This window comes from Luteimonas huabeiensis HB2, from assembly GCF_000559025.1.
Lineage (GTDB): Bacteria > Pseudomonadota > Gammaproteobacteria > Xanthomonadales > Xanthomonadaceae > Luteimonas > Luteimonas huabeiensis.
The window spans coordinates 124,856-150,227 of record NZ_JAAN01000012.1 but is presented as its reverse complement, the minus strand read 5'-3'; the positions used below and the strand labels follow the sequence as shown (position 1 = coordinate 150,227).

23 protein-coding genes are annotated in these 25,372 nt (G+C 71.9%); 7 read left to right on the top strand and 16 right to left on the bottom strand.

Translation table 11 applies throughout. From position 1 onward, the window contains the following. The first annotated feature begins 369 nt into the window (after positions 1-369). Positions 370-828 (top strand): DUF192 domain-containing protein, encoded by a 459-nt coding sequence (locus Z164_RS0103745; RefSeq protein WP_043689223.1) that lies wholly within the window; start codon positions 370-372, stop codon positions 826-828. Between the two features lie 55 nt (positions 829-883). Continuing rightward, entirely contained in the window at positions 884-1,729 is an 846-nt protein-coding gene (locus Z164_RS0103740) for a SirB1 family protein (RefSeq protein ID WP_024889402.1), read from the top strand. 19 nt (positions 1,730-1,748) lie between these two features. On the opposite strand, the gene Z164_RS0103735 is transcribed toward Z164_RS0103740, so the two are convergent. Next, positions 1,749-1,934, bottom strand: a complete 186-nt coding sequence (locus Z164_RS0103735; protein WP_024889401.1) for a rubredoxin — start codon at positions 1,932-1,934, stop codon at positions 1,749-1,751. Between the two features lie 80 nt (positions 1,935-2,014). Here Z164_RS0103735 and thiE point away from each other — a divergent pair, with 80 nt between their 5' ends. After that, a complete protein-coding gene (gene thiE / locus Z164_RS0103730; protein ID WP_043689192.1) occupies positions 2,015-2,668 on the top strand; it encodes a thiamine phosphate synthase in 654 nt (217 codons plus the stop codon). Here thiE and Z164_RS0103725 read toward each other — a convergent pair. The 3 genes from Z164_RS0103725 to Z164_RS0103715 all read right to left on the bottom strand — a co-directional run bounded on the left by Z164_RS0103725 (position 2,644) and on the right by Z164_RS0103715 (position 7,486). Beyond that, the gene (locus tag Z164_RS0103725) at positions 2,644-2,964 is read right to left on the bottom strand and encodes a hypothetical protein (RefSeq protein ID WP_024889399.1); all 321 of its coding nucleotides are present in this window, start codon (positions 2,962-2,964) and stop codon (positions 2,644-2,646) included. The genes thiE and Z164_RS0103725 overlap by 25 nt on opposite strands. 4 nt (positions 2,965-2,968) lie before the next feature. After that, a complete protein-coding gene (locus Z164_RS0103720) occupies positions 2,969-4,279 on the bottom strand; it encodes a dipeptidase (RefSeq protein ID WP_043689190.1) in 1,311 nt (436 codons plus the stop codon). A 99-nt stretch (positions 4,280-4,378) separates the two neighbouring features. After that, positions 4,379-7,486, bottom strand: a complete 3,108-nt coding sequence (locus tag Z164_RS0103715; RefSeq protein ID WP_024889397.1) for a TonB-dependent receptor — start codon at positions 7,484-7,486, stop codon at positions 4,379-4,381. 264 nt (positions 7,487-7,750) lie between these two features. Here Z164_RS0103715 and hemL point away from each other — a divergent pair, with 264 nt between their 5' ends. Beyond that, complete coding sequence (gene hemL, locus Z164_RS0103705) at positions 7,751-9,043, top strand: glutamate-1-semialdehyde 2,1-aminomutase (RefSeq protein WP_024889396.1); 1,293 nt, start codon at positions 7,751-7,753, stop codon at positions 9,041-9,043. Positions 9,044-9,172: 129 nt separating this feature from the next. Here the strand turns inward: hemL and Z164_RS0103700 are convergent, their stop codons facing one another. Next, positions 9,173-10,399 (bottom strand): acetylornithine transaminase, encoded by a 1,227-nt coding sequence (locus Z164_RS0103700; protein WP_024889395.1) that lies wholly within the window; start codon positions 10,397-10,399, stop codon positions 9,173-9,175. 81 nt (positions 10,400-10,480) lie between these two features. Here Z164_RS0103700 and Z164_RS0103695 point away from each other — a divergent pair, with 81 nt between their 5' ends. After that, complete coding sequence (locus Z164_RS0103695) at positions 10,481-11,641, top strand: trans-sulfuration enzyme family protein (RefSeq protein ID WP_024889394.1); 1,161 nt, start codon at positions 10,481-10,483, stop codon at positions 11,639-11,641. A 69-nt stretch (positions 11,642-11,710) separates the two neighbouring features. Here Z164_RS0103695 and Z164_RS0103690 read toward each other — a convergent pair whose 3' ends face one another. Continuing rightward, the gene (locus Z164_RS0103690; protein WP_024889393.1) at positions 11,711-12,529 is read right to left on the bottom strand and encodes an SDR family oxidoreductase; all 819 of its coding nucleotides are present in this window, start codon (positions 12,527-12,529) and stop codon (positions 11,711-11,713) included. A gap of 82 nt (positions 12,530-12,611) precedes the next feature. After that, on the bottom strand, positions 12,612-13,274 hold the full coding sequence (locus Z164_RS0103685; RefSeq protein ID WP_024889392.1) for a protein kinase family protein: 663 nt from the start codon (positions 13,272-13,274) through the stop codon (positions 12,612-12,614). An 89-nt stretch (positions 13,275-13,363) separates the two neighbouring features. Between Z164_RS0103685 and Z164_RS0103680 the strand changes: the two genes are divergently transcribed. Then, positions 13,364-15,364: a bifunctional DedA family/phosphatase PAP2 family protein gene (locus Z164_RS0103680; protein WP_024889391.1), complete on the top strand. Its 2,001-nt coding sequence runs from the start codon at positions 13,364-13,366 to the stop codon at positions 15,362-15,364. Between the two features lie 308 nt (positions 15,365-15,672). Here the strand turns inward: Z164_RS0103680 and Z164_RS0103675 are convergent, their stop codons facing one another. The 3 genes from Z164_RS0103675 to Z164_RS0103665 form a co-directional block, all read right to left on the bottom strand. After that, positions 15,673-16,257, bottom strand: a complete 585-nt coding sequence (locus Z164_RS0103675) for an LON peptidase substrate-binding domain-containing protein (RefSeq protein ID WP_024889390.1) — start codon at positions 16,255-16,257, stop codon at positions 15,673-15,675. Between the two features lie 61 nt (positions 16,258-16,318). Then, on the bottom strand, positions 16,319-17,698 hold the full coding sequence (gene mpl / locus Z164_RS0103670) for a UDP-N-acetylmuramate:L-alanyl-gamma-D-glutamyl-meso-diaminopimelate ligase (RefSeq protein ID WP_024889389.1): 1,380 nt from the start codon (positions 17,696-17,698) through the stop codon (positions 16,319-16,321). 42 nt (positions 17,699-17,740) lie between these two features. Next, complete coding sequence (locus Z164_RS0103665) at positions 17,741-18,319, bottom strand: adenylate kinase (protein ID WP_024889388.1); 579 nt, start codon at positions 18,317-18,319, stop codon at positions 17,741-17,743. Between the two features lie 155 nt (positions 18,320-18,474). On the opposite strand from Z164_RS0103665, the gene Z164_RS0103660 reads away from it, so the two are divergent. Further along, positions 18,475-19,728, top strand: a complete 1,254-nt coding sequence (locus tag Z164_RS0103660) for a 6-phosphofructokinase (RefSeq protein ID WP_024889387.1) — start codon at positions 18,475-18,477, stop codon at positions 19,726-19,728. Positions 19,729-19,825: 97 nt separating this feature from the next. Here the strand turns inward: Z164_RS0103660 and Z164_RS0103655 are convergent, their stop codons facing one another. The 6 genes from Z164_RS0103655 to Z164_RS0103630 form a co-directional block, all read right to left on the bottom strand. Then, complete coding sequence (locus Z164_RS0103655) at positions 19,826-21,742, bottom strand: potassium transporter Kup (protein ID WP_024889386.1); 1,917 nt, start codon at positions 21,740-21,742, stop codon at positions 19,826-19,828. Positions 21,743-21,769: 27 nt separating this feature from the next. Beyond that, entirely contained in the window at positions 21,770-22,360 is a 591-nt protein-coding gene (gene ruvA, locus Z164_RS0103650; protein ID WP_024889385.1) for a Holliday junction branch migration protein RuvA, read from the bottom strand. 151 nt (positions 22,361-22,511) lie between these two features. Next, on the bottom strand, positions 22,512-23,075 hold the full coding sequence (gene ruvC / locus Z164_RS0103645) for a crossover junction endodeoxyribonuclease RuvC (protein ID WP_024889384.1): 564 nt from the start codon (positions 23,073-23,075) through the stop codon (positions 22,512-22,514). Positions 23,076-23,082: 7 nt separating this feature from the next. Then, on the bottom strand, positions 23,083-23,817 hold the full coding sequence (locus Z164_RS0103640; RefSeq protein ID WP_024889383.1) for a YebC/PmpR family DNA-binding transcriptional regulator: 735 nt from the start codon (positions 23,815-23,817) through the stop codon (positions 23,083-23,085). A gap of 39 nt (positions 23,818-23,856) precedes the next feature. Continuing rightward, a complete protein-coding gene (locus Z164_RS0103635; RefSeq protein ID WP_043689221.1) occupies positions 23,857-24,513 on the bottom strand; it encodes an esterase/lipase family protein in 657 nt (218 codons plus the stop codon). After that, the gene (locus Z164_RS0103630; RefSeq protein WP_024889381.1) at positions 24,510-25,346 is read right to left on the bottom strand and encodes a cupin domain-containing protein; all 837 of its coding nucleotides are present in this window, start codon (positions 25,344-25,346) and stop codon (positions 24,510-24,512) included. Before Z164_RS0103630 ends, Z164_RS0103635 begins: the two co-directional genes overlap by 4 nt. Between the last annotated feature and the right edge of the window lie 26 nt (positions 25,347-25,372).

The following is a 25,372-nucleotide window of genomic DNA, read 5'->3' as shown; positions in this document are numbered from 1 at the left end:
GCTCTTTCGAACGTCTGCTGTCTTGGAGGTCTTCACCCCCGCCAGACGTCCGCACAAGTCTCCTGCGTACACTGTCAAAGATCACAGGAACCGGCCTCAGCGCCGACTTCCCTCAACCCCGTGCGTTTCGCCCCGGGAGCCGCACATCATAGCGCGGTTTTCGCTTCCGTCAACACCTCTGTCGAGGGCCGCTTCAGCCGCCTCGCGCGCCGTTCAGATCGGCCGCCGCGGTGGCGAGCCGCGCATTCTAGCGCCCGCCGTGGCAGCGTCAAGACCCTGTGACGAAGATCGTGCGGGGGCGCGGCCGGCTTGACGATCGGCGCCCGCGTGCCCGATGTTGCCGGCAACCTCGCAATCGCCGCCGCCCTCATGACCCTGCGCACGTTCCTCCGCTCCGCGTTGCTGACCCTGACCGTCCTGCTGTCGTCCTGCGCCAATGCGGGCCCGCACTGGGTGGAACTCGCCGGCGAGCGCTACACCGTGGAACTGGCCACCAACGATGCCGAGCGCGCGCGCGGGCTGATGTTCCGCGATTCCATGCCGCGCGATCACGGCATGCTGTTCATCCACGACGCGCAGACCCCGCTCGCCTACTGGATGAAGAACACCCGCATCGCGCTCGACATCCTCTATTTCGACGAAGGGCTGCGGCTGGTCTCGCAGCAGCGCGACGTGCCGCCGTGCTCGGCCGGCAACCGCTGCCCCACCTACCCGAGCTCGGCGCCTGCGCGCTACGTGCTGGAGCTCAACGCCGGCGAAGCGGCGCGCCTGGGGCTGCGGGACGGCGCGGTGCTGAGGGTGTCGCCGAGCGTGGGCCTGCCGCGCTGAACACCGCCCGCGCCAGCGCCTTGCGCCATCGGCGTGCGCGCGGCAGTCTGCGCCCATGCGCGAGCGGATGACCCTGCCTGCCTGGAACGGCCTGGCCACGCTGGACGATGCCGCGATCCCGCTGTTCGCCACGGCGCTGCTGATCGCGCGCGACGAGTATCCCGATCTCGACCCCGCGGTCTACGACGCGCTGGTCGACGCGCACGTGCGCGCGCTGCGCCCGCGCGTGGACGCCGCGGCGTACGCGCCGATGAAGATGCTGGAAATCAACCGCTACCTGTTCGAGGAACAGGGCTACGCCGGCAACCACGAGGCGTACTACGACCCGCGCAACAGCTACCTCAACGAGGTCTGCGAGCGCCGGCTGGGCATCCCGATCTCGCTGGCGCTGGTGCAGATGGAGGTCTCGCGGCGGCTGGACGTGCCGCTGGACGGGGTGTCCTTCCCCGGCCATTTCCTGGTGCGCCTGCCCGTCGAGGGCGGCGTGCTGGTGATGGACCCGTTCAACCGCGGGCGCCCGCTGGACGTGGACGAGCTGCGCGAACGCGCGGTCCCGCACCTGGACGGCAGCCCGATGGACGACCAGGTGCTGCAGCAGATCCTGCACCCCGCCTCGCATCGCGCGATCCTGGTGCGGATGCTGCGCAACCTGCACGGGCTGTACGCGGAGGCCGAGGACTGGGAGCGCGCATTGCGCTGTGCCGACCGCATCCTGCGCCTGGCGCCCGACCGCGTCGAGGCGCTGCGCGACCGCGGCCTGTGCTATCTCCAGCTGGGGCATCTGCCCGGCGCGCGCCGGGACCTGGGCCGCTACCTGCTGATGCAGCCCGACGCCGACGATGCCCACCGCGTCCGCGAGGCGCTGGTGGTCGCCAGCGCGGGCGCCGGCCGCCTGCACTGAGCCGCATCCGCACGAGCATTCACAGCGGCATCATCTCGAAGTCGTCCTTGGTCACCCCGCAGTCGGGGCAGGTCCAGTCCTCGGGCACGTCCTCCCAGCGCGTACCGGGCGCGATGCCCTCCTCGGGCAGGCCCTGCGCCTCGTCGTAGATGAAGCCGCAGACCACGCACATCCAGGTGCGGTAGGCGGAAGTGGATTCGGTCATCGGATAATGCGGCTGCGGCCGGACGCGGTGACGAGGGTCCGCATTGTCACATCATCACCTTTGCCCAAGGAACCACCCGGATGAGCGAACATGCACGCCGCCCCGGCCCGGCGCCGGCCCCGCGCCTGCGCCGCGGCCTGTACCTGCTGACCCCGGACGAGCCGGACAGCGCGCGCATGCTGGCGCGGGTGCGGGCGGTCGTTCCGCATGCAGCGCTGCTGCAGTACCGCAACAAGCGCGCCGACCGCGGCCTGCAGTCGCAACAGGTGCGGATGCTGCTGCCGCTGTGCCGCGCGCACGGCATCCCGCTGCTGGTCAACGACGACTGGCGGCTGGCGGCCGATTGCGGCGCGGACGGCGCCCACCTGGGTGAGGACGACGGCGACCTGCGCGAGGCGCGCGCGGCGCTGGGCGCGTCCGCGATCCTCGGCGCATCGTGCTACGACCGCCTCGAACGCGCCGAGGCGGCCGTCGCCGCCGGCGCGAGCTACGTCGCGTTCGGCGCCCTGTTCCCCTCGCAGACCAAGCCGGGCGCGCGCCGGGCGACGCCGGAACTGCTGCGCGAGGCCGCCCGCCTCGGGGTGCCGCGGGTGGCGATCGGCGGGATCACCCCGGACAACGCGCGCATCGCCATCGATGCCGGCGCGGACCTGGTCGCGGTGATCGGCGGCGTGTTCGACGCCGCCGATCCGGTCGCGGCGGCGCGGGCCTATGCGCGCTGCTTCGGCGATTGAGGCCGGGAGCGACGAGAGGAGCCACCGGCTGCGGGAATGCGCAGCGGACCCCACGCCTGCGGCCAGGCGACCGCCAGCCTGGGATCGCCCGCATCCAGCGGCTCGCTTTCGCAGCGCACCGCCTGCGGATGCCCGGCCGCGAACGCAGCGCACAGCCGCTCCACCTCTTCATAGCGCCCGGTCTCGGCGAAGCCGCTGCGCTCGGCATGGGTTTCCAGCTCGGGAACGGCGGCGGACTGCGCGAACGCCGCCCCGGCCAGGCACCACATCGCCAGCGCGGCGCGCAGCGGGCGCATGCGGCTACTCCAGCGCCGCCTGGACGGCTTCGGGATCGGCCAGCGCCTGCACCTCGCCGATCAGGCGGATGACGTTGCCGCCGAGGATGGCCTTGATCTGCTCCTCGTCGTAACCCGCGTCCAGCAGGGCCTGGGTGACCTTCGGCAAGGCGGCGATGTCCTCGTAGCCCTCCACGCCGCCGCCGCCGTCCCAGTCGGCGCCGAGCCCGACGTGCCGCCAGCCGGCGACCTCGATGATGTGCAGCACGTGGCGCATGTAGTCGTCGAAGGTGGCCTTCTTGATGCCGTGCTTCTCGCCGATTTCGGCGATCCGCGCGAACGCCTGCCGGCGCTCCTCGTCGCTGAGGTTGGCGCGCCCGCCCAGCGTCCGATACACCTCCCCGACCTCGGCCCGGTACTCGGGCGTTGCCCCGGTGTCGATCAGGTAGCCGCCCAGGGAGTTCACCGCGATCACGCCGCCGTGCTCGGCCAGCACCTTCAGCCGCGCGTCGTCGATGTTGCGCGGATGCGGGTAGACATCGGCCGCGCCGCTGTGGGAGAGGATGATCGGCGCCGTGGAAAGCTCGATCATCTGGTCGAAGACTTCGTTGGAGGCGTGCGAGTGGTCGATGATGACGCCGAGCCTGTTGGCCTCGGCGATCAACTGCCGGCCCTTGTCGGTCAGGCCGCCATGCTCGCCGACCGCGTCGGCGGCGATCCCCGAGGAGTCGGCGAAATCGTTGTGGCTGCCGTGCACCAGCGACAGCATGCGCAGCCCGGCCTGGTAGTAGTAGCGGAGCAGGCTGGGGTCGTGCGACAAGGGATAGGCGTTCTCCATGCTGATGTAGACCGAGCGCTTGCCGTCGGCCTTGATCCGCGCCGCGTCCTCGGCGACCGTCGCCAGCTCGAACTTGTCCAGATTGGCCGCGACCATCTCGCGGATCTCGCCGAGCCGCGTCAGGCCGAAGTCGCGGGCCTTGATCTTGCCCATCTCGTCCAGCGGCCCCTGGCCGGTGTAGACCACCCAGAAGCCGCCGTCCAGCCCGCCTTCGACCATGCGCGGATAGTCCACCTGGACGCGTTCGTCGGCGTAGCTGTGGCGGTCGTTGATGTCGAAACCGGGCCGACCGAAGAAGGCCGGGGTATCCAGGTGGGTGTCGAGGTTGATCGCCTCGGCATGGATCCGCCGCGCCTCGTCGGAGATGTCCAGCGCCGCGCCGGGCGCGGCGTTGCCGAGCGCATCCTCGCCGGCGGCGACCGCCTGGCTCTCGACAGCGGGATTCCCACAGGCCGCCACCAGCAGGATCGACACCGCGGCCAGCAATGCATGCTTCATGATTTCGGGATTCCTCGATTCGATGGGCTGCCGCGCAGCCCGGTTGTCCACGTTACCCTGTCGCGCCGGCGCACGTATCGCCCGCCGGCGCGAGAACGATCACCAGTCGTAGGAGACCGTCAGCCGGCCGTATCGCGGCGTCTGGTAGAACATCGGCGCGCTCCACAGCGGATGATCCGAGCCCGGCGACTGCTCGGAACGCGCGAACAGGTAGGTCGCCGACTGCTCGTTGGTGACGTTGAACACGTTCAACATGACCGACAGTTTCCCGTCGGCGAACCTCGGCCTCCAGGTCACGCCGATATCGAGCTGGCGCACCCACGGCAGGCGACCATGACTGCCCGGCCAGGCCGGCTCGCCCTTGTAGCAGTGATAGGAGCCGCCGTAGCCCACCGGATCGGGGTTCTGGCCGGGATTGTGGATGTAGGTGGAGCCGGCCAGCGGATAGTTGTCGCCGCAGTAGTAGCCCAGCACCTGCTTCGGCGCGCCCGAAACCAGGCTGAAGTTGCCGGACACGCCCCACTCCGGGGTCAACTGGTAGTAGCCGTAGGCCTTGAAGGTGTGGCGGTGATCGTTGGACTGGTCGCCGTTGTAGAACTCCATCAACGAAGGATGGTCCCAGGTCTGGGTGGTCGCGGTGTAGTTCTGACCCTGGTTGATGCCGACCGTCTCGCCGTTGCCGCGGTACAGGTCCGAGCGCATCTGGCCTTCGGTGGTGCCGCGGCTGTGCGACCAGACGTAGTTCAGATTGGCGAACCAGGTGCCGTCGAAGGGGCGTTCCAGGGTGAACTCCAGCGCCGAGTACTTGCGCTTGAGCTCCGGGAAGCCCATCTGCTCGTTGGTCAGCGTGAGCTCATGGATCTGGCCGTCGGTGCCGAGCAGGCGGAAGGTGTTGGTCTTTCCGGCGTTGAACAGCAGGCTGGCCGAGCTCTGCGGGCTGATGGTGAAGCCGGCGGCCCGCGCGGCTTCCTGGATCGCGGGAATGTTGGCCTTGGTGTCGTCGATGGCGGCCTTCAGCTCGCGGTGCACGCCGCGCAGGCCGAACACCCAGTCGCCCAGCAGCTTGTTGAAGCCGAGGATGAGCTCGTCCTGGTGCTCGCCTTCCATGTCGGTCGGTGAGATCGTGCGGTAGTCGCGCGGATGGCCGAAGTTCTCGTTCGCCGAGACCGGCGGCGCCAGCTGTTCGGCGAGCACCGGGGTGCCGTCGTCGTTGATCCCGCTGTAGGTGTAGTAGGTGCTGGTGTTGTAGCTGGAGTTGGACAGCCCGCCCGGCGCCAGCGGCAGGCCCAGGTAGTAGCGGCCCAGGTTGCCGAACACCTTGAAGCTGGCGTCGCCGTTCACGTCCCAGGAGAAGCCCAGGCGCGGCGACCACTGGTTGTCGACGTCGTAGACCGGCTGGCCGCGGTCGTTGTAGTTGGTGAACTTGTCGTTGCGGATGCCCAGGCTCAGCAGCAGCGTGTCGGTCGCCTGCCAGCGGTCCTCGATGTACCAGGCTTCCTGCTCTGCCTTGTAGGAGCTGAGCGAACGCGACTCCACGCGCACGACGTAGTGGCCGCCCTCGCCGTAGGCGAAGCCGACCGGGCTCGGCACGCCGCTGCTGCCGTCCTCGCGCGAGGCGCCGCTGAGCAGCGCGTTCGGATCCGGGTTGGAGGTGTAGCCGTAGTTCCAGTTGTACCCTGGGCCGGACGAGCGCGAGCCCTGGTTGTAGGCGCGCAGTTCCAGGTTGTCGATCCCGACGTCGATGCTGTGGTCGCCGACGGCCCAGTTCAGATTGAGCCGCAGGTTGTCCTTCTCGTACTTGCGCCCGGGATCGCTCAGCGAGGCGATCGTCTGCGCGTTGCCGCGCGGGCTGCCGCCGGTCAGCGCCGGATTCTGGTTGGACAGGCCGGAAACGTAAGTCAGGCTGTCGTCGTAGGCCGGGTTCTGGTTGTAGTTCGGCGATTCCTGCGTCCCGTACAGGGCGGTCAGCGTCAGGCTGTCGGTCAGATAGCCGGTGTATCTCAGGCTCCACAGCTCGTGCCCGGTCTCGATGTCGTTGTCGGCGCCGCGGTAGCCGCCGACTTCGCGGCTGGCGAAATCGTAGTCGTGGATGCTGCCGCTGGACTTGTACTTGTCCGACGCGCCGGTCAGTTCGATCAGATGGTCGTCGGTCACGTACCAGTCCAGCTTGCCGTACCAGCGCGGGCTGCGGGTGTCGTAGTCGACGTAGGGCGCGGCTGCGTCCTCCACCGAGTTCAGCCGGCGCCCGCTGCTCCTGCCCTGCTCGGCGGCGAGGAACATGAACAACCGGTTCCGCACCAGCGGCCCGCCGATGTAGGCGCTGTAGGTGGTCGCATCGCGCTCGTTCTCGCTGTTGGGACGGTACAGCGAACCGGCCACCGGGCTGGGAATCAGCTCCGGCGCCGTGTAGTGCAGATCGGTCTCGCTGGCGCGCATCCAGTCCGGCTCGTACACCACCGCCGCGCCGAACTGCCAGTCGTTGCTGCCGCGCTTGCCGATCTGGTTGATGACGCCGCCGTTGGAGCGCCCGAACTGCGCGCCATAGCCGCCGGTGAAGATCTCCTGCTGGTCGATGGCGCCGTAGGGCAGGGTCAGGCCGCCGAGGTTGCGATAGGGATCGGTGGTGTTGAATCCGTTGAGGTAGTAGGCGTTTTCGGAGGCCGCCGACCCCCCGAAGCTCGGCAGCGAACCGCCGTTGCCGCCGGTGCCCTGGAAGCTGCCGCTGTTGTTGACCACGCCGGGCGCGAGCAGCGCGATGGCCTCCGCGGTGCGTCCCAGCGGCAAGCGTTCGAGCTGCTGCGAGGTGATCACGGTGCGGGTGTCGACCGTGCTGGTGTCGATGGCCGCGACCTGCGCGCCGGTCACCACCACCGCATCCAGCGACACCGCGTCCCCGGCGGCGTGCGGCCCGAACGACACGTCGGCGACCCGCCCGACGGTCACCACCACGTTCTCGCGGGTGCCGACCACCGCGTCGCCGTCGAGCGCGGTCACCGTATAGCGGCCCAGAGGCAGGTTGCCGAGCGAGTAGCGCCCGTTGGCGTCCACCGGCACCTCGCGCCGGAAACCGCTGTTGTTCTCGATCAGGACGCTTTCGCCCCGCGGCACCGTCCCGGCGATGCCGCCGGTGGTGGACTGGGCGTAGGCGCTTCCCATCGCCATCGCCAGTGCCAGGCCCAGGACGCCCTTGCGCAAACCTCGATTCATGCGTGCTCTTCCCCCGATTGGATTGACCCGACCCGGCCGCGGCGCGGCCGTTCCCCCTGCCCGCCACCATCGCCGACTCCCCGTCCCGAGAGAAATGACCGTTGGCGATGTCGTCATGGCGGATGTTCCGACCGAGCGTATGCACGCCGGCGCGCCGATGCCGCCCGCGGACAGGTAGGTGTGCAACGCGCGGGTAGGCGGCGCTTTGGCGGAAACGGCGGCGACGGGCGAGAATGCGCGCTTCCCCGCCTACCCGCCCCGACGATGAACCACGCCCAGTCCCATGCCCTGTTTTCCCGCGCGCAGTCCCTGATCCCCGGTGGCGTCAATTCCCCGGTCCGCGCCTTCAAGTCGGTCGGCGGCGAGCCGTTCTTCGTGCAGCGCGCGGACGGCCCGTACCTCTACGACGTCGACGGCAACCGCTACATCGACTACGTGGGCTCGTGGGGACCGATGATCGTCGGCCACAACCACCCCGAAGTCCGCCAGGCGGTCAAGCGCGCGATCGGCGACGGCCTGTCCTTCGGCGCGCCGTGCGCGGCCGAGGTCGCGATGGCCGAGGCGATCACGACGCTGGTGCCGTCGTGCGAGATGGTGCGGATGGTCAACTCCGGCACCGAGGCCACGCTGTCGGCGATCCGGCTCGCACGCGGCGCCACCGGGCGCACCCGGATCGTCAAGTTCGAGGGTTGCTACCACGGGCACGGCGACTCGTTCCTGGTCAAGGCCGGCAGCGGCATGCTGACCTTGGGCGTACCGACCTCGCCGGGCGTGCCGGCGGCCCTGAGCGAGCTGACGCTGACCCTGCCCTACAACGATTTCGACGCCGCCACCGCGTTGTTCGAGCAGCGGGGCGAGGAGATCGCCGGCCTGATCATCGAGCCGGTCGTCGGCAACGCCAACTGCATCCCGCCTCGCGAGGGGTATCTGCAGCACCTGCGCGACCTGTGCACGCGGTCCGGCACGGTGCTGATCTTCGACGAGGTCATGACCGGCTTCCGGGTCGCGCTCGGCGGCGCCCAGGCGCACTACGGCGTCGCCCCCGATCTGACCACGTTCGGCAAGATCATCGGCGGCGGCATGCCGGTGGGCGCCTACGGCGGCCGCCGCGACCTGATGCAGCGCATCGCGCCGGCCGGGCCGATCTACCAGGCCGGCACCCTCAGCGGCAACCCGGTCGCGATGGCCGCCGGCCTGGCGATGCTGGAACTGATCCGGCAGCCCGGCTTCCACGACCGCCTCGCCGCGGCCACCGCGACGCTGTGCGACGGGCTGGAGGCGGCCGCGCGCGAAGCCGGGGTCGTGGTGACCACCAACCGCGTCGGCGCGATGTTCGGCCTGTTCTTCAGCAGCGAGAAGGTCGAGACCTATGCCCAGGCCACCGCCTGCGATATCACCGCGTTCAACCGCTTCTTCCACGCGATGCTGGAGCGCGGCGTGTTCCTCGCGCCCTCCGCCTACGAGGCCGGCTTCCTGTCGAGCGCGCACGACGAGGCGGTGATCGAGGCCACCCTGGCCGCGGCGCGGGAGGCGTTCAAGACGGTCGCATCGGGCTGATCGGGCGCCGGCGCATTATTGGCGAAGCTGGCGCGCTACGCGGCATCGCCGTCACCCGACCTTAGGCCATCGCCGGCGACGCCTTGCCCGCGGCTCCGGGTAGGTGCGGCCGCGGCGGGTAGGCGCGGGTCAGCCGACGAACGCGCGCAGCGCCTCACGCAGGCGCTGCAGGCCGTCGGCCAGGTCGGCGTCGGGGAGGGTCAGCGCCGGCACGAAGCGCAGCACGTCGGGGCCGGCCTGCAGGGCGAGCAGCCCGCGGGCGGCGCAGGCATCGAGGATCTCGCCGGCGCGGCCGGCGTAGGCCTCGCGCAGCTGCGCGCCCAGCATCAGGCCGCGGCCGCGGATCTCGGAGAATACCTGCAGCTCGCGGTCGATGGCCGCCAGACCTTCGCGCAGCGCCTGCGACTGGCGGCCGACGTTGGCCTGCACCGCCTGCGAGGACAGCTTGCGCAGCGCCACGCGCGCCACCGCCGCGGCCAGCGGATTGCCGCCGAAGGTGCTGCCATGGGCGCCGAACTGCATGATGTCGGCCACCTTGGACCCGGCCAGCATCGCGCCGACCGGGAAGCCGCCGCCCAATGCTTTGGCCAGGGTGACGATGTCGGGCACGACGTCGTCCTGCCAGTGCGCGAACAGCGTGCCGGCACGGCCCATGCCGCACTGGATCTCGTCGAGCACCAGCAGCGCGCCGTGGCGGTCGCACAGTTCACGCACGCCGCGCAGGAAGCCGGGCGCGGCCGGGGTGACGCCGCCCTCGCCCTGCACCGGCTCGAGCATGACCGCGGCCACGTCGCCGGCGGCCATCGCCACCTCGAGCCCGGTCAGGTCGTTGAAATCGACGTAGCGGAAGCCGGCGGGCAGCGGCTCGTAGCCGGCCTGGTACTTCGGCTGCGCGGTGGCGGTGACGGTGGCCAGGGTGCGGCCGTGGAAGCTGCCGCGGAAGGTGACCACGACGCGCTGCTGCGGCCCGCGCCCCTGCGCGGCGGCCCACTTGCGCACCAGCTTGATCGCGGCTTCGTTGGCCTCCGCGCCGGAGTTGCACAGGAACACGCGCGAGGCGAAGCGCGAGGCGGTCACCAGTTCCTCGGCCAGGCGCAGCGGCGGTTCGCTGTAGAACGCGTTGCTGGTATGCCACAGGCGCCCAGCCTGCTCGACCAGCGCGGCGGTGAGATCGGGATCGCAGTGACCGAGGCTGCACACGGCGATGCCGGCGGCGAAGTCCACGTAGTCGCGGCCCTGGCTGTCCCACAGCCGCGAGCCCTGGCCGCGTTCGAGCACGAGATCGCGCGGGCGATAGACCGGCAGCCAGTAGCGGGCGGCGAGATCGGTCAGGCGATCGGAAGCGGGACCGGACACGCTGGCATTCATGGCAAAGTGGACCTTCGTCGACGGGCCGCACGCCGGCCCGCGTCCATTATCCGCCCTGAGCGCCGCCGCATGTCCAACCGTCCGCCCGCCGAACCCGGCCGCCACCCCGACACCCTCGCCGCGCACGCCGGCGTCTGCCCCGATCCGGTCACCGGCGCGCTGAGCCCGGCGCTGCAGCTGGCGACGACCTTCGAGCACGCCCCGGACGCCTCGACCCCGCTCGGCTACCTCTACCAGCGCTACGACAACCCCAACCAGCGCCAACTGGAGGATGTCCTGGCGCAGCTGGACGGCGCCGCGCGCGCGCTGTTCTTCGCCACCGGCATGGCCGCCGGCGCCGCGGTGCTGCAGGCGCTGCCGGCCGGCGCCGCGATCGTCATCGCCCAGGACACGTACTTCGGCTACCGCGCGCTGATCGAAGGCTTCCTGGCGCCGCGCGGGCTGCGCCACACGGTGGTGGACGCGTCCGACCCGGAGGCGGTGCGCGCGGCGCTGGGCGGCGACGTCCGCCTGCTGTGGGTGGAGACGCCGTCCAACCCGCTGCTGAAGATCGCCGACATCGCCGCGCTCGCCGAGCTGGCGCACGCAGCCGGCGCGCAGCTGCTGGTGGACGGCACCTTCGCGCCGCCCGGGCTGCAGCAACCGCTGGCGCTGGGCGCGGACGTGGTGCTGCACTCCAGCACCAAGTTCCTCAACGGCCACGGCGACGCGATGGGCGGGGTGCTGGCGTTCGCCCGCGACGATGCGCTGGCCGCGGCCTGCTACGACGTGCGCCGGCTGTTCGGCAGCAGCGCCTCCCCGCTCTCGGCCTGGCTGACCCTGCGCGGCCTGCGCACGCTGCCGGTCCGGCTGCAACGGCACGGCGACAACGCGCAGGCGCTGGCGGAATTCCTGGCCGCGCACCCGCGGGTGGAGGCGGTGCACTACCCGGGCCTGCCGGATCACCCGGGCCACGCGGTGGCGGCGCGGCAGATGCGCGGCTTCGGCGGCGTGCTGTCGTTCGAGGTCGCCGGCGGCCAGGCCGCGGCGCTCGAGATCGCCGGCCGGCTGCGGGTGTTCACCAATGCGACCTCGCTGGGTTCGACCGAATCGCTGGTCGAGCACCGCGCCTCGATCGAGGAGCCGCGGGTGGTCTCGCCGCGCGGCCTGCTGCGGCTGTCGGTGGGGCTGGAACACGCCCAGGACCTGATCGACGATCTGGCCCAGGCGCTGGAAACGACGACGCCGTAAGGCCACCGCATGCGGTCCGGGGCCTGCGCCCCGGGCGCGGCGGAACAGGCGGCCCGACGACGGCCCGCGTCAGTCCAGGAACAGGTCCGGGTACAGCGGCTTGGACGGATCGACCGCGTAGCCCGAGAAGTCCTCCACGCCGGCCTCGCGCAGCACGTCTTCGTCGACCAGGAAGCGGCCGCTGAAGCCCGCGGCGGGCCGGGTCAGCACCGCGTGCGCGGCGTCGGCCACGATCGCCGGCGAGCGGCCGTTGCCCGCGTCCACGCCGGGGATCATGTTGAGCGCGTCGGTGGCGATCAGCGTGCGCGGCCACAGCGCGTTGACCGCCACGCCCTGCGGGCCGAACTCGCCGGCCAGGCCCAGGGTCACGAAGCTCATGCCCATCTTGGCCAGCGTGTAGCCGGTGTGCGGGGCCCACCACTTCGGGTCCAGCGACGGCGGCGGGGCCAGGGTGAGGATGTGCGGGTTGGCCGCCTGCAGCAGGTGCGGCAGGCACGCCTGCGCGCACAGGAAGGTGCCGCGGGCGTTGACCTGCTGCATCAGGTCGAAGCGCTTCATCGGCGTATCCAGCGCACCGCGCAGCCAGATCGCGCTGGCGTTGTTGACCAGGATGTCGATGCCGCCGAAGGCGTCCACGGTCGCGGCGACCGCGGCGCGCACCTCATCCTCCTCGCGGATGTCGCACTTGAGCGCGAGGCCGCGCCCGCCGGCGGCGTTCACCGCCTCGGCGGCGGTGTGGATGGTGCCCGGCAGCTTCGGGTTGGGCACGTCGGACTTGGCGGCGATGGCGACGTTGGCGCCGTCGCGCGCGGCGCGCTCGGCGATGGCCAGGCCGATGCCGCGCGAGGCGCCGGTGATGAACAGGGTCTTGCCGGAAAGGGTCGTCATGACGGGATCTCGGGACATGGGCGCGGGGGCCGGGACGCGGCACAGCATAGACGGATGGCGGGGCCGCGGCCCGGCGGCGCGTTCACGGCTTCGGCCCCCGGCCCTCGTTGTCTTCCCACTTGAAGACGCGACGGGTCAGGAAGCGGTAGACCGGCTTGCCGGTGCGAAACCACAGCTCGCGCAGCCAGGAGCGGCGCTTGAGCAGGCGCTTCTCCACCGGCGTCAGCGCATCGCGGCAGTACATGCGCTTGTGCTTGAGCAGGTGCCGCAGGTCCTCGCGGAACAGCAGCCGCATCCAGCGCGCGCGCGGGTCGCCGCGGGTGGCGAGCTGGAAATCGATCAGGCCGGGACGGCCGTCCTCCAGCACCAGCCAGTTCGCCTCCTTGGCCAGGTCGTTGTGCGCCACCCCACGGCGGTGCAGTTGCTGCAGCAGGCGGCGCGCGCTGCGGAAGTAGGCCAGGTCGCCGCGCGGCGGGCGCTGGTACATGGCCGCGCCGGCCATGAAGCTGCGATCGAGCCGGCGGCCGTCCCAGCCCAGCAGCTGCGGGGTGTCGGGCATGCCGCGGATGGCCTGCAGCGCGCGCGCCTCGCGCCGCGCCAGCCACCACGCCGGCAGGCGCAGCCACCAGGGCACGTGGGCCAGGTCGCGCCGCACGAAGACGCCGCCGGCCGCGCGCATCAGCGAGATGCGGCCGAAGCTGTCGGCTTTGAGCGCCTGGACCTCGATGGCGTCGGAGCGGTTCATGGGCCGATTGTAAGCGGGCCTGTCCGGCAGCCAACCGTGCGGGCGCCGCCGTCGCCGGGCTGCAAGGGGCGCGCTGTCATAATGCCGCGATGCTGTCCAACCTCTTCGACAACACCGTCGCCTGGATCGGCGAGCATCCGGTGGCGGCGGGCATCGCGATCTTCCTGATCGCGTTCTCCGACTCGGTGATCCTGCTCGGCGCGATCGTGCCCGCGCTGCCGCTGCTGTTCGGCGTCGGCGTGCTGATCGGCCTGGGGGAGGTCTCCGGCCCCTACGCGGTGGTCTGCGCCGCGCTCGGCGCGCTGGCCGGCGACGGCCTCAGCTACTGGGTCGGGCGGCGCTGGGGCGGCGGCCTGCGCCAGGTCTGGCCGTTCCACCGCTATCCCCAGCTGCTCGACCGCGGCGAGCTGCTGTTCCGCCGCAACTCGGTCAAGAGCATCCTGGTGGCGCGCTACGTGGGCGCGATCCGGCCGTTCGTGCCGGCCATCGCCGGCATCTCGCGCATGCCGCTGCGCCGCTACCTGCCGGTGAGCCTGTTCGCCTGCGTGTCGTGGGCGGCGATCTTCCTGGCGCCGGGCTGGATCTTCGGCGCGTCCTACGACGCGGTGGCGGCGGTGGCCGACCGGCTGGCGATCGTGCTCGGGGCGCTGATCGCGGTGCTGGCGCTGGCCTGGGCGCTGGTGCTCTATACCTACCGCTGGTTCGACACCCACGCCAACAACCTGCTGGCGCGCGCGCTGGCGTGGTCGCGCGCGCACCCGCGCCTGGGCCGCTACGCCGGCGCGCTGATCGACCCCAACCGCCCGGAGTCGGCCTCGCTGGCGATCCTGGCGGTCTGCCTGCTGGCCATCGGCTGGGCCTGGTTCGCGCTGCTGACCACGGTGCTGATGCGCGGCGAGCCGCTGGCGCTGGACCTCAGCGTGTACGAGGCCATGATCGCGCTGCGCAACCCGCTGGCCGACCGCCTGTTCGCGGGCCTGGCCTCGATCGGCGACGCGCCGGTGCTGGTGCCGGCCGCCGGGCTGGCGCTGCTGTGGCTGGTGTGGCGGCGGCGCTTCATCGCCGCCGCGCACTGGCTGGTGGCGCTGGCCTTCGGCCTGGTGCTGACCGCCGGCCTGGAGGCGGCGATCGACGTGCCGCGGCCGCCGACCGCGCACAGCGGCTTCGGCTTCCCCTCGATGACGGTGACCATGACCACGATCACCTTCGGCTTCTTCGCGGTGCTGATCGCGCGCGAGCTGCCGGGCCGCAGCCGGGTCTGGCCGTACCTGCTGACCGGCGTGGTGGTGGCCCTGCTCGGCTTCGCCCGCATCTACCTCGGCGCGCACTGGCTGAGCGACGTGGTCGGCGGCCTGCTGCTGGGCGTGGTCTGGCTGCTCGGCCTGGGCATCGCCTACCGCCGGCACGTGGCGCGCTCGTTCTGGATGCGGCCGCTGGCGCTGATCTTCTACCTGACCTTCGCCGCCGCCGCGGCGTGGCACGCGCCGCGCGCGGTGGACCCGTTGCTGGCGAGCTTCCGGCCGCCGGCCCCGACCCGGGCGATGACCGAGGACGGCTGGTGGGCCGATGCCTGGAAGACCCTGCCCTCGCGCCGCAACGAGCGCAGCGCCGACCAGCGCTGGCCGCTGGACATCCAGGTCGCCGGCGCGCTGGAGCCGCTGCGCGCGCGCCTGCAGGCGCAAGGCTGGGCGCCGCAGCCGCAGGCGGACTGGATCGCCACCCTGGGCCTGCTCGACGACGACACCCCGCCGGCGCAGCAGCCGGTGCTGCCGGCGACGCTGGACACCGAGGCGGAAGTGCTGCTGATGCGCCGCCCGGCCGGCGACGGGCGCCTGCAGGTGCTGCGCCTGTGGCACGCGCCGGCGCTGCTGGACGGCGAGCCGCTGTGGGTGGGCACGGTGCAGACGCTCGAATACGCGCGACCCCTGTTCGGGCTGTTCGGGCTGTGGCAGCCGCTGGCCGACGGCCACGCCGCCTGGCGCGCGCTGCGCGAGGACCTGGCCGGGTTCGAGACTGCGGAAGCGGTGCACCCGCAATCCGGCGTGCCGGTGCTGCGCGTGCGCACGCGCCACGACGCCCCGCCCGGGTAGCGGCCTCGGCGTCGTGCCGCTTCGCCGGCCTGTAGCGAGGCCTGCAGGTCAGGAAGGCCCTTCCCCGCCTGCGGGGGACCATGCGGTCTTTCCGTTTACCCGCAAGCGGGGAGCATTCTCTTTTTCCCTTCCCCCGCAAGGGGGGAAGGGACGGCATGCACCCGCTTGCGGGAGAAGGGACGGCATGCACCCGCTTGCGGGAGAAGGGACGAGATGGTCTTGCTTGCGGGAGAAGGAGTGAGATGATCCCGCTTGCGGCAGAAAGACAGCTTCGGCGCGGGTCGAACGTCAATAGTCCCTGGGGTCCGTCAGGCGACGTGCTCGAGCAAGCGCTGCAGGCGCGCGTCCGGGTCGTCTTCCTGCAGCAGCGCCTGGCGTTCGGCCTCGCGCAGCGGCAGCAGCTCGGACAGCCGCCATCCGACCCAGGCGGCGTCGGCGAAACGGGCCTCGGGAATGCGCGCCACTTGCGCGCCGGCGGCGCGCTCCAGGATCCGGCGCAGCAGCTCCACCAGCAGCGCGTGCTCGGGGCGCGGCGGCGCGGCGGGATCGTCCGCACGCCAGACCACGTCCGCCACCACCAGGCCGTTGTCGCGCACGCGCATGCGCTGCACCTGGAAGCGGCGGCCGCCGCGCACCGCCAGCCTCAGCAGGCCGTCCGGCCCGCGGTCGAAATCTTCGATGCCGGCCTCGGTGCCGACCGCCGCCGGCAGGGCGGGGGCGCCGACCTCCTCGCCTTCCAGGATCAGGCAGATGCCGAAGCCGCGACCGCTGCGGCCGCAATCGCGCACCAGGTCCAGGTAGCGCGGCTCGAACACGCGCAGCGACAGCGACGCCCCAGGGACCAGCACCGTCGACAGCGGGAACAGCGGCAGACTCTCGACGGCGGCGGTCATGCCGCCATGCTACACCGGCCCGCCGCGGCAGCCGGCCGGCACGGTTCGCGCGCGGCCGCGCTCACGCCCCGCCGGCGGCGCGCTCGCGCAGGCGGGCGAGGAAGCGCCGCGGCGCGTCGTCGAAGCCGCCGTTGGACATGAAGACCACCTGGTCGCCCGGCCGTACCAGCGCATCGAGCGCGGCGATCAGGCCGTCGACGTCGGGCACCGCGCTGGCGTGGCCGCGCAGCGCCGAGACCACCGCGCCGGCGTCCCAGGGCAGCTCCGGGCGATGCAGGAACACCACCGCGTCGGCGGCCTCGAGCGAGGGCGCCAGCGCGGCGGCGTGCGCGCCCAGGCGCATCGAGTTGCTGCGCGGCTCCATCGCCACCACGATCCGGCCGCCCTCGCCCACCCGCGCGCGCAGCCCCGCGAGGGTCGCGGCGATGGCGGTCGGGTGATGCGCGAAATCGTCGTAGACCACGGCGCCGCCGGCCTCGCCCAGGCGCTCCATGCGGCGCTTGACGCTGCCGAAGCGCGCCAGCGCCGGCAGCGCCGGGGCCGGATCGACGCCGGCCGCGCGGCAGGCGGCGATCGCGGCCAGCGCGTTCATCGCGTTGTGGCGGCCGAGCAGCGGCCAGCGCACCTCGCCCACCCGCTCGCCGCGATGCACGACCTCGAAGGCGCTGCCGTCGGCCTCCAGCAGGCGCGCGGTCCAGTCGTGGTCGCCGTCGATGCCGAAGCGCTCCACCGGCGTCCAGCAGCCCATCGCCAGCACCTCGGCCAGGTGCGGGTCCTCGCCGTTGACGATCAGCCGGCCGCTGCCGGGCACGGTGCGGACCAGGTGGTGGAACTGGCGCTGGATCGCGGCCAGGTCCGGGAAGATGTCGGCGTGGTCGTACTCGAGGTTGTTGAGGATCGCCACCCGCGGCCGGTAGTGCACGAACTTGCTGCGCTTGTCGAAGAACGCGGTGTCGTACTCGTCGGCCTCGACCACGAACAGCGGGTCGCGGCCCAGCCTGGCGGAGACGCCGAAGTCCTCGGCCACGCCGCCGATCAGGAAGCCCGCCTCGCGGCCGGCGGCCTGCAGCAGCCAGGCCAGCAGCGTGGTGGTGGTGGTCTTGCCGTGGGTGCCCGCCACCGCCAGCGTGGTGCGGCCCGGCAGCACGGTCTCGGCCAGCCACTGCGCGCCGGAGGTGTAGCGGCGGCCGGCATCGAGCACCGCCTCCACCGCCGGGTTGCCGCGCGAGAGCGCGTTGCCGACCACGACCACGTCCGCGTCGTCGCCGATGTGCTCGGGCCGATAGCCCTGCGCCAGCCGGATGCCCAGCCGCTCGAGCTGGGTGGACATCGGCGGGTAGACCGCCTGGTCGCTGCCCTCGACCTCGATGCCGGCCTCGCGCGCCAGCGCGGCCACGCCGCCCATGAAGGTGCCGGCGATGCCCAGGATGTGGATCTTCAAGGCGCGGGTTCCTGCGATTGCGCGGGCGCGACCGCCCGCGGCTCAGCCGACCTCGCGGCCGGCGCCGATCGCCTCGAGGATGCGGGCGAAGACCTCGTCGAGCGAGCCCACGCCATCGACCACGGTGAGCTGGCCTTGCTGGCGGTAGAACTCGATCACCGGCGCGGTCTGCTCGTCGTACACCCGCAGGCGCTTGCGCACCGATTCGGGGTTGTCGTCGGCGCGGCCTTCCGCCTGCGCGCGCCCGGCCAGGCGCTCGATCAGCAGCTCGTTGTCGACCTCGAGCTGCACCGCGGCGTCGAACTTCTGCCCGAGCCCGGCGAGCAGCTCGTCGAGCGCGGCGGCCTGCGCCAGGTTGCGCGGGTAGCCGTCGAGGATGAAGCCGTCGCGGGTGTCCTCGCGCGAGAAGCGCTCCTTCAGCATGCCGAGCAGGATCTCGTCGGAGACCAGATCCCCGCGCGCCATCACTTCCTTGGCCTGCAGCCCGAGCGGCGAGCCGGCGGCGACCTCGGCGCGCAGCAGGTCGCCGGTGGAGATGTGCGGCACCCGCAGGTACGTCTTCAGCCGTGCCGCCTGCGTGCCCTTGCCCGAGCCGGGCGCACCCAAAAGTACCAGTCGCATCGAAGACTCCACTCCAACCGTGATTCGGCCCGCGGCCCGGCGCGGTAGACTGCGGCCCGGCGCGATGAACAAGCCGCCACTTTACCGTATCCGGTCCGGTTTCCACGAACCGCGCGGCCGGGGCCCCTCCAACCGTCCAACGCGAGCGTTCGTCCATGGCATCCGGAACCCTGCTCTACGCCCAGTCCGGCGGCGTCACCGCCGTCATCAACGCCACCGCCTCCGGCGTGATCGCCGAAGCCCGCGCACGCAAGATCAAGGTACTGGCCGCGCGCAACGGCATCCTCGGCGCGCTGCGCGAGGACCTGATCGACACCTCGAAGGAGAGCGCCGCGGCGATCCGCGGCCTGGCCCACACCCCGGGCGGCGCGTTCGGCTCCTGCCGCTACAAGCTGAAGTCGCTCGAGGCCGACCGCGCCCGCTACGAGCGCCTGCTGGAGGTGCTGCGCGCCCACGACGTGCGCTGGTTCCTCTACAACGGCGGCAACGATTCCGCCGACACCGCGCACAAGGTCTCGCAGCTGGCGGCCGAGTTCGACTATCCGCTGACCTGCATCGGCGTGCCCAAGACCATCGACAACGACCTCGCCGTCACCGACTGCTGCCCGGGCTTCGGCTCGGCCGCCAAGTACACCGCGGTCTCGGTGCGCGAGGCCGCGCTCGACGTCGCGGCGATGGCGGAGACCTCGACCCGGGTGTTCGTGTACGAGGCCATGGGCCGCCACGCCGGCTGGCTGGCCGCCGCCGCCGGCCTGGCCGGCGAGGGTCCGGACGACGCGCCGCACCTGATCCTGTTCCCCGAGCGCCCCTACGACGAGGCCGACTTCCTCGCCCGCGTGCGCAAGGTGGTCGATCGCGTCGGCTACTGCGTGGTCGTGGCCAGCGAGGGCATCCAGACCGCCGACGGGCGCTTCGTCGCCGATGCCGGCGGCGGCAAGGATTCCTTCGGCCACACCCAGCTCGGCGGCGTGGCCTCGTATCTCGCCGGCCGGGTCAAGGACGAGCTGGGACTGAAGGTGCACTGGACCCTGCCCGACTACCTGCAGCGCTCGGCCCGCCACATCGCCTCCAAGACCGACCTCGACCAGGCGGTGGCGGTGGGCAAGGCCGCGGTGCGCCTGGCGCTGGCCGGCCGCAACGCCACCATGCCGGTGATCCGCCGCACCTCCGACAAGCCCTACCGCTGGAAGATCGACAGCGCGCCGCTGGCGCAGGTCGCCAACCACGAGAAGAAGATGCCGGCCGGCTTCCTGCGCCGCGACGGCTACGGCATCACCGCCGCCGCGCGCCGCTACCTGGAACCGCTGATCCGCGGCGAGGCCTACCCGCCCTACCGCAACGGCATTCCTGCCTACGTGACCCTGAAGAACCTGCCGGTGAAGAAGAAACTGCCGGCCTGGCAGGGCTGAGCGCCTCGGACCCCGGCGGGCGCGCTGCGCGCGACGGGGCCTTCGCGCCCTGCGGCGCGCGCGCGGGCCCGCCGCTGCGAACGTTTCCGCCGCGCGGTCAGATCTCGACCTGCGTCCCCAGCTCCACCAGGCGGTTGCCCGGGATGCGGAAGAAGCCGGAGGCCGGCGCGGCGTTGCGGTGCATCAGCGCGAACAGCTTCTCGCGCCACATCGCCATGCCGCGCCGCGCGGTCGCCACCACGGTCTCGCGGCTGGTGAAGTAGGTGGTGTCCATCGGGTCGATGCAGATGCCCTCCTCGATGTCGCCGCAGCGCATCAGCGCCAGCGGCACGTCGGGGATCTCCATGAAGCCGAAGCGCACCAGCACGCGATGGAAGCCGTCGCCGACGGTCTCGATCTTCAGCCGCTGCCGGGCGTAGGGCACGGTGAGGGTCTCGACGGTCAGGAACACGTTGCGCTCGTGCAGCACCTTGTTGTGCTTGAGGTTGTGCATCAGCGCCTGCGGCACCACCCCGGGGTCGCTGGTCAGGAACACCGCCGTGCCCGGCACCCGCACCGGCGGCGAAAGCATCAGCCCGGGCAGGAAGGTCTCCAGGCGGATGCCCTGGCGCTGGATTTCCTCGTGCAGCAGCTGGCGGCCGCGGCGCCAGGTGCGCAGCAGGGTGAACAGCGTCAGCCCCAGCACCACCGGGAACCAGCCGCCCTGCAGGATCTTGGCCACGTTGGCGATCACGAAGCCGACGTCGACCACCAGGAACACCGCGCACAGCGGCAGCACCCAGGTGCGCCAGCGCGGCCACAGCGCGCGCGCCACCACCGCCAGCAGCAGGGTGTCGATCAGCATCGTCAGCGAGACCGAGATGCCGTAGGCGGTGGCCAGCGCCGACGAGGTGCGGAAGCCCAGCACCAGCGCGACCACGATCACCATCATCATCCAGTTGATGCCGGGGATGTAGATCTGACCGATGGTCTCGCGCGAGGTGTGCAGCACCTTCATGCGCGGGATGTAGCCCAGCTGCATCGCCTGCCGGGCCACCGAGAAACCGCCGGTGATGACCGCCTGCGAGGCGATCACGGTGGCCGCGGTGGCCAGCACCACCATCGGCATCCGCGCCCACTCCGGCACGCCGATGTAGAACGGGTTGCGGATGGCCGAGGGATCCTCCAGCACCAGCGCGCCTTGGCCGAGGTAGTTCAGCATCAGCGCCGGCAGCACGAACCAGTACCAGGCCAGCCGGATCGGCCGCGGCCCGAAGTGGCCCATGTCGGTGTAGATCGCCTCGCCGCCGGTCACCGCCAGCACCACCGCGCCGAGGATGAACACCCCTCCCAGGGTGTGCTCCTGGAAGAACCGCGCCGCCCACCACGGGTTGAGCGCGTGCAGCACCTCGGGCTCGTGGACGATGTTGGCCACGCCGAGCGCCGCCAGCACCAGGAACCACAGCACCATCACCGGGCCGAACACCCGTCCCACCTTGGCGGTGCCGTAGCGCTGGGTAGCGAACAGGGTGACCAGCACCACCAGCGCGATCGGCACGATCCAGTGGTGCAGTTGCGGGGCCACCACCTCCAGGCCCTCGACCGCCGACAGCACCGAGATCGCCGGGGTGATGACGCCGTCGCCGAAGAACAGCGAGGCGCCGAAGATGCCGAGCAGGCCCACCACGTAGGCCGAGCGCGAACCGGTCGGCAGGCAGCGCTGCGCCAGCGCCATCAGCGCCATGATGCCGCCCTCGCCCTCGTTGTCGGCGCGCATGATGATCGTCACGTACTTGACCGTGACCACCAGGATCAGCGACCAGAAGATCAGCGAGAGCACGCCGAGCACGGTGTCGTGGTCGGCCACGAGTCCGTAGTGCGGCGAGAACGCCTCGCGGATGGTGTAGAGCGGGCTGGTGCCGATGTCGCCGAAGACGACGCCGATGGCGCCCACGGCCAGACCGGCGAGGCCGATCTTGCCGGAGTGCGCGGAATCGCCGCGGCTGGGCTCGGCGGACGTGCCGGGAGAGGTCATTGCGGTCGTGTCGGACAGTGGGGGCTGTCAGCGAAGCGCGGACTGTAACGCCTTTCGGATGATGATTTCCGCTGCATCCCCTTCCGCGGCCGCCGCCTTGGCCATCTTCTGCGCCTCGGCGGGCTTGTAGCCGAGCTGCTGCAGGGCCTCGACGGCCTCGGACAGGGGATCGGCCGGGACCGCCCGGCCGCCAGCCGCGACCGGCCCGCCGCCGAAGTCGGCGGCGCGGTCGCGCAGTTCGACCACCATGCGCTCGGCGGTCTTCTTGCCGATGCCGGGAATCCGTGTCAGCGCGGTCACGTCGCCGGCCTGGACCAGGCGGGCGAACTCGCCCACGCTGACCCCCGACAGCACCGCCAGCGCGATCTTGGCGCCGATCCCGCTGACCTTCTGCACGTCGCGGAACAGCCGCCGCTCCGGCTCGGTGAGGAAGCCGTACAGCGACACGCTGTCCTCCTTCTGCGCGTAGTGGGTGAACAGCGCCACCTCGCGCCCGACCTCCGGCAGGTCGTAGAAGGTGCTCATCGGCGCCTCCAGCTCGTAGCCCACCCCGTGCACGTCCACCACCAGCCACGGCGGCTGCTTGTGCGCCAGGATGCCCTTGAGGCGGCCGATCATGGGGCAGGGACCAGGGGCCGGGGATCGGGGGCCGGGGAGAAGCCCCCGGAAGGACCGGCGTGTTTTCTCCCCCGCGGATACGGGTGCCGGGGGCTGCGGCAAAGCGCCGGCACGCCTCCCCCGGCCCCTGGCCTCTGACCCCTGCTCTCGTTCATTTCCTGCTCCAGGCCTGTCGGGTGTCCACGCCGAGCCGCGCGGCGCTGGCGCGGACGTGGGCGTGGGTGATGGCGGCGGCCAGCGCGTCGGCGGCGTCGGCCTGCAGCCGGCCCTGCAGGTTCAGCAGGATGCCGACCATGTGCTGGATCTGCGCCTTCTCCGCGCGGCCGCGGCCGACCACGGCGAGCTTGATCTCGGTGGCGGCGTACTCGTGCACCGGCAGGTCGCGCAGCACCGCCGCGCAGATCGCCGCGCCGCGCGCGTGGCCGAGCTTCAGCGCCGAATCCGGGTTGCGCGCCATGAACACCTGCTCGATCGCCACCTCGTCCGGGCGCCAGGCCTCGATGACCTCGCCGAGCTGGTCGAGCAGCCGCCGCAGCCGCACCGGGAAGCCGCCCTCGCCCAGCAGGTTCAGCGGCGCATGATGCACGTGGCGCAGGCGCCCGTCCGCGGCCACGTCCACCACGCCCACGCCGGTGCGCTGCGAGCCGGGATCGATGCCGAGGATGCGGGTCGAGCCGGTCGAGAGCCGGGTCCCGGCTTCCTGGGCCGCGGCCATCGCGGTCTCAGCCCCCGCCATCCAGCGACGCCTGATCGGCGTTCGAATACACGTCCTGCACGTCGTCGAGGTCCTCAAGCATGTCCAGCAGCTTGCGCACCTGCGGCGCGACCTCGGCGTCCACCGCCACGTCGTTGTCGGCGCGGAAGGTGATCTCGGCATGGTCCGGCGCCAGGCCGGCGGCGGTCATCGCATCGCGCACCGCGGCGAAGCCCTCGGGCGTGGTCAGGACCTCGATGCTGCCGTCCTCGGGATACACCGCCACGTCGTCGGCGCCGGCCTCGATCGCGGCCTCGGTGATCCGGTCCTCGTCGGCGCCGGGGGCGTAGCTGAGCACGCCCAGGCGCTTGAACATGAAGGCCACGGACCCTTCCGTGCCCATGTTGCCGCCGCACTTGGAGAAGGCGTGGCGCACGTCGGCGACGGTGCGCACGCGGTTGTCGGTCAGGCAGTCCACGATCACCGCCACCCCGCCCGGGGCGTAGCCCTCGTAGCGCACCTCCTCGTACTCCACGCCCTCCAGCTCGCCGGTGGCCTTCTTGATCGCGCGCTCGATCACGTCCTTGGACATGTTGGCCGACAGGCCCTTGTCCATGGCGGTGCGCAGGCGCGGGTTGTTGGCCGGGTCGCCGCCGCCGGCGCGCGCGGCGACGCCGATCTCGCGGATGATCTTGGTGAACATCTTGCCGCGCTTGGCGTCGGAGGCGTTCTTGCGCGCCTCGATGGAAGGTCCTCGACCCATCTGGCAGTCCGGAAGTGGTGAGCGGAAAGGAGCGCGATTTTACACCGCGCCGGCGGCCGGCCCGCAGCGCAGGAAGCGCCCCGTGCGCAGGAAGTGCGCGGTCTGCGCGGCGGCCCGGGCGGAAAACACCAGCCCGGTGTGGCTGGCGGGGACCTCGCAGTGGTCGGCCAGCCCCGGCAGGCGGGTCTCGGCCAGGCCCACGGTGCCGTCGGAGGCGCCCTCGAACCGGGTCAGCAGGCGCCCCACCCCGTGCGGCACGTTGCCCGCCACCATGCCCACCGGCACCCGCCCCGTCCACGGCCGGCAGCCCTGGCGCAGGGCCTCGCCGCTGCGGCCCAGCACCCAGGCCGACCAGGCGCGCGCGGCCAGGCTGCGCGCGGTCGCGCTGCCGCACAGCGGCGAGCCGAGGCAGACCATGCGCGGCACCGGCAGGTCCGGCGCCCGACGCAGCGCCTCCAGGCCGATCAGGCCGCCCAGGCTGTGCCCGACCAGATGGGTCGGCGGCGCGCCGCGCAGGCGCGCCACCAGCGCCTCGATCGCAGGCTCCGGGCCGCCGGTCACGCTCGGGTAGCCGAACGTCCGCACCTCGAAGCCATGCGCGCGCAGGCGCCAGGCCAGTGGCGCCAACCAGGACTTCGCGTTCCAGATCCCGTGGACCAGCAGCACCCGGCGCACGGCCTCGGCCTCCGCGGTCATGCCGCCGCCCCGCCAGGGTGCCGGCGCTTCCATTCGCGCGGCGACAGCCCGCTGCTGGCCTTGAACGCACGCGACAGCGCCGCCTCGCTGCCGTAACCCACCGCCGTGGCGACCACCTTCAGCGGCTGCCCGCGCCGCAGGGCCTGCCGGGCCAGGCCGACCCGCCACCCCTGCAGGTACTGCCCCGGGGTGACCCCGACCGCGGCGCGGAACCCGGCGGCGAAGCTGCTGCGCGACATGCCCGCGGTCTCGGCCAGCGCCTCCAGGGTCCACGGGCGCGCGGGCGCCTCGTGCATGGCCACCAGCGCGTGCCGCAGGCGCGGATGCGCCAGCCCGCCAAGCAGCCCGACCTGCACCGCGCCCCGCTCCATCAGCTCGCGCAGGATCTGGATCATCGCCACCTCGAACAGCCGGTTCAGCAGCGCGGCACGGCCGCAGCGGCGGGCGAAGGCCTCGTCGAACAGCACGCCCAGGACATCGGACAGGCCCGCCACCTCGTCCAGGCGCATGCACACGAACGCCGGCAGCCCCGCGGCGACGGGGTTGGCGTCCCCGTCCTCGAAGCGCAGGTTGGCGCAGGCCATGTCGGCGCCGCGCACGGCATCGGTCACGAAGCGGTGGGCCATCGGCCGCGGATAGAGCAGCAGGCTGGGCGCGTCGATGCGCAGCGGCGGCCCCGCGTGGATCACCTCCACCGCGCCGCGACGCACCAGGTGCAGTTGCCCGAGTCCTGCATCGGCCTGCACGGTGTTGATGCCGCACAGCGCGCCGGCATGGAAAACCTCCGCGGCCACGGCATAGCGATCGAGCAGGGCGGCGAGGCGGTCGGTCACCACGAACTCCTGGTCAAGTTTTTCGG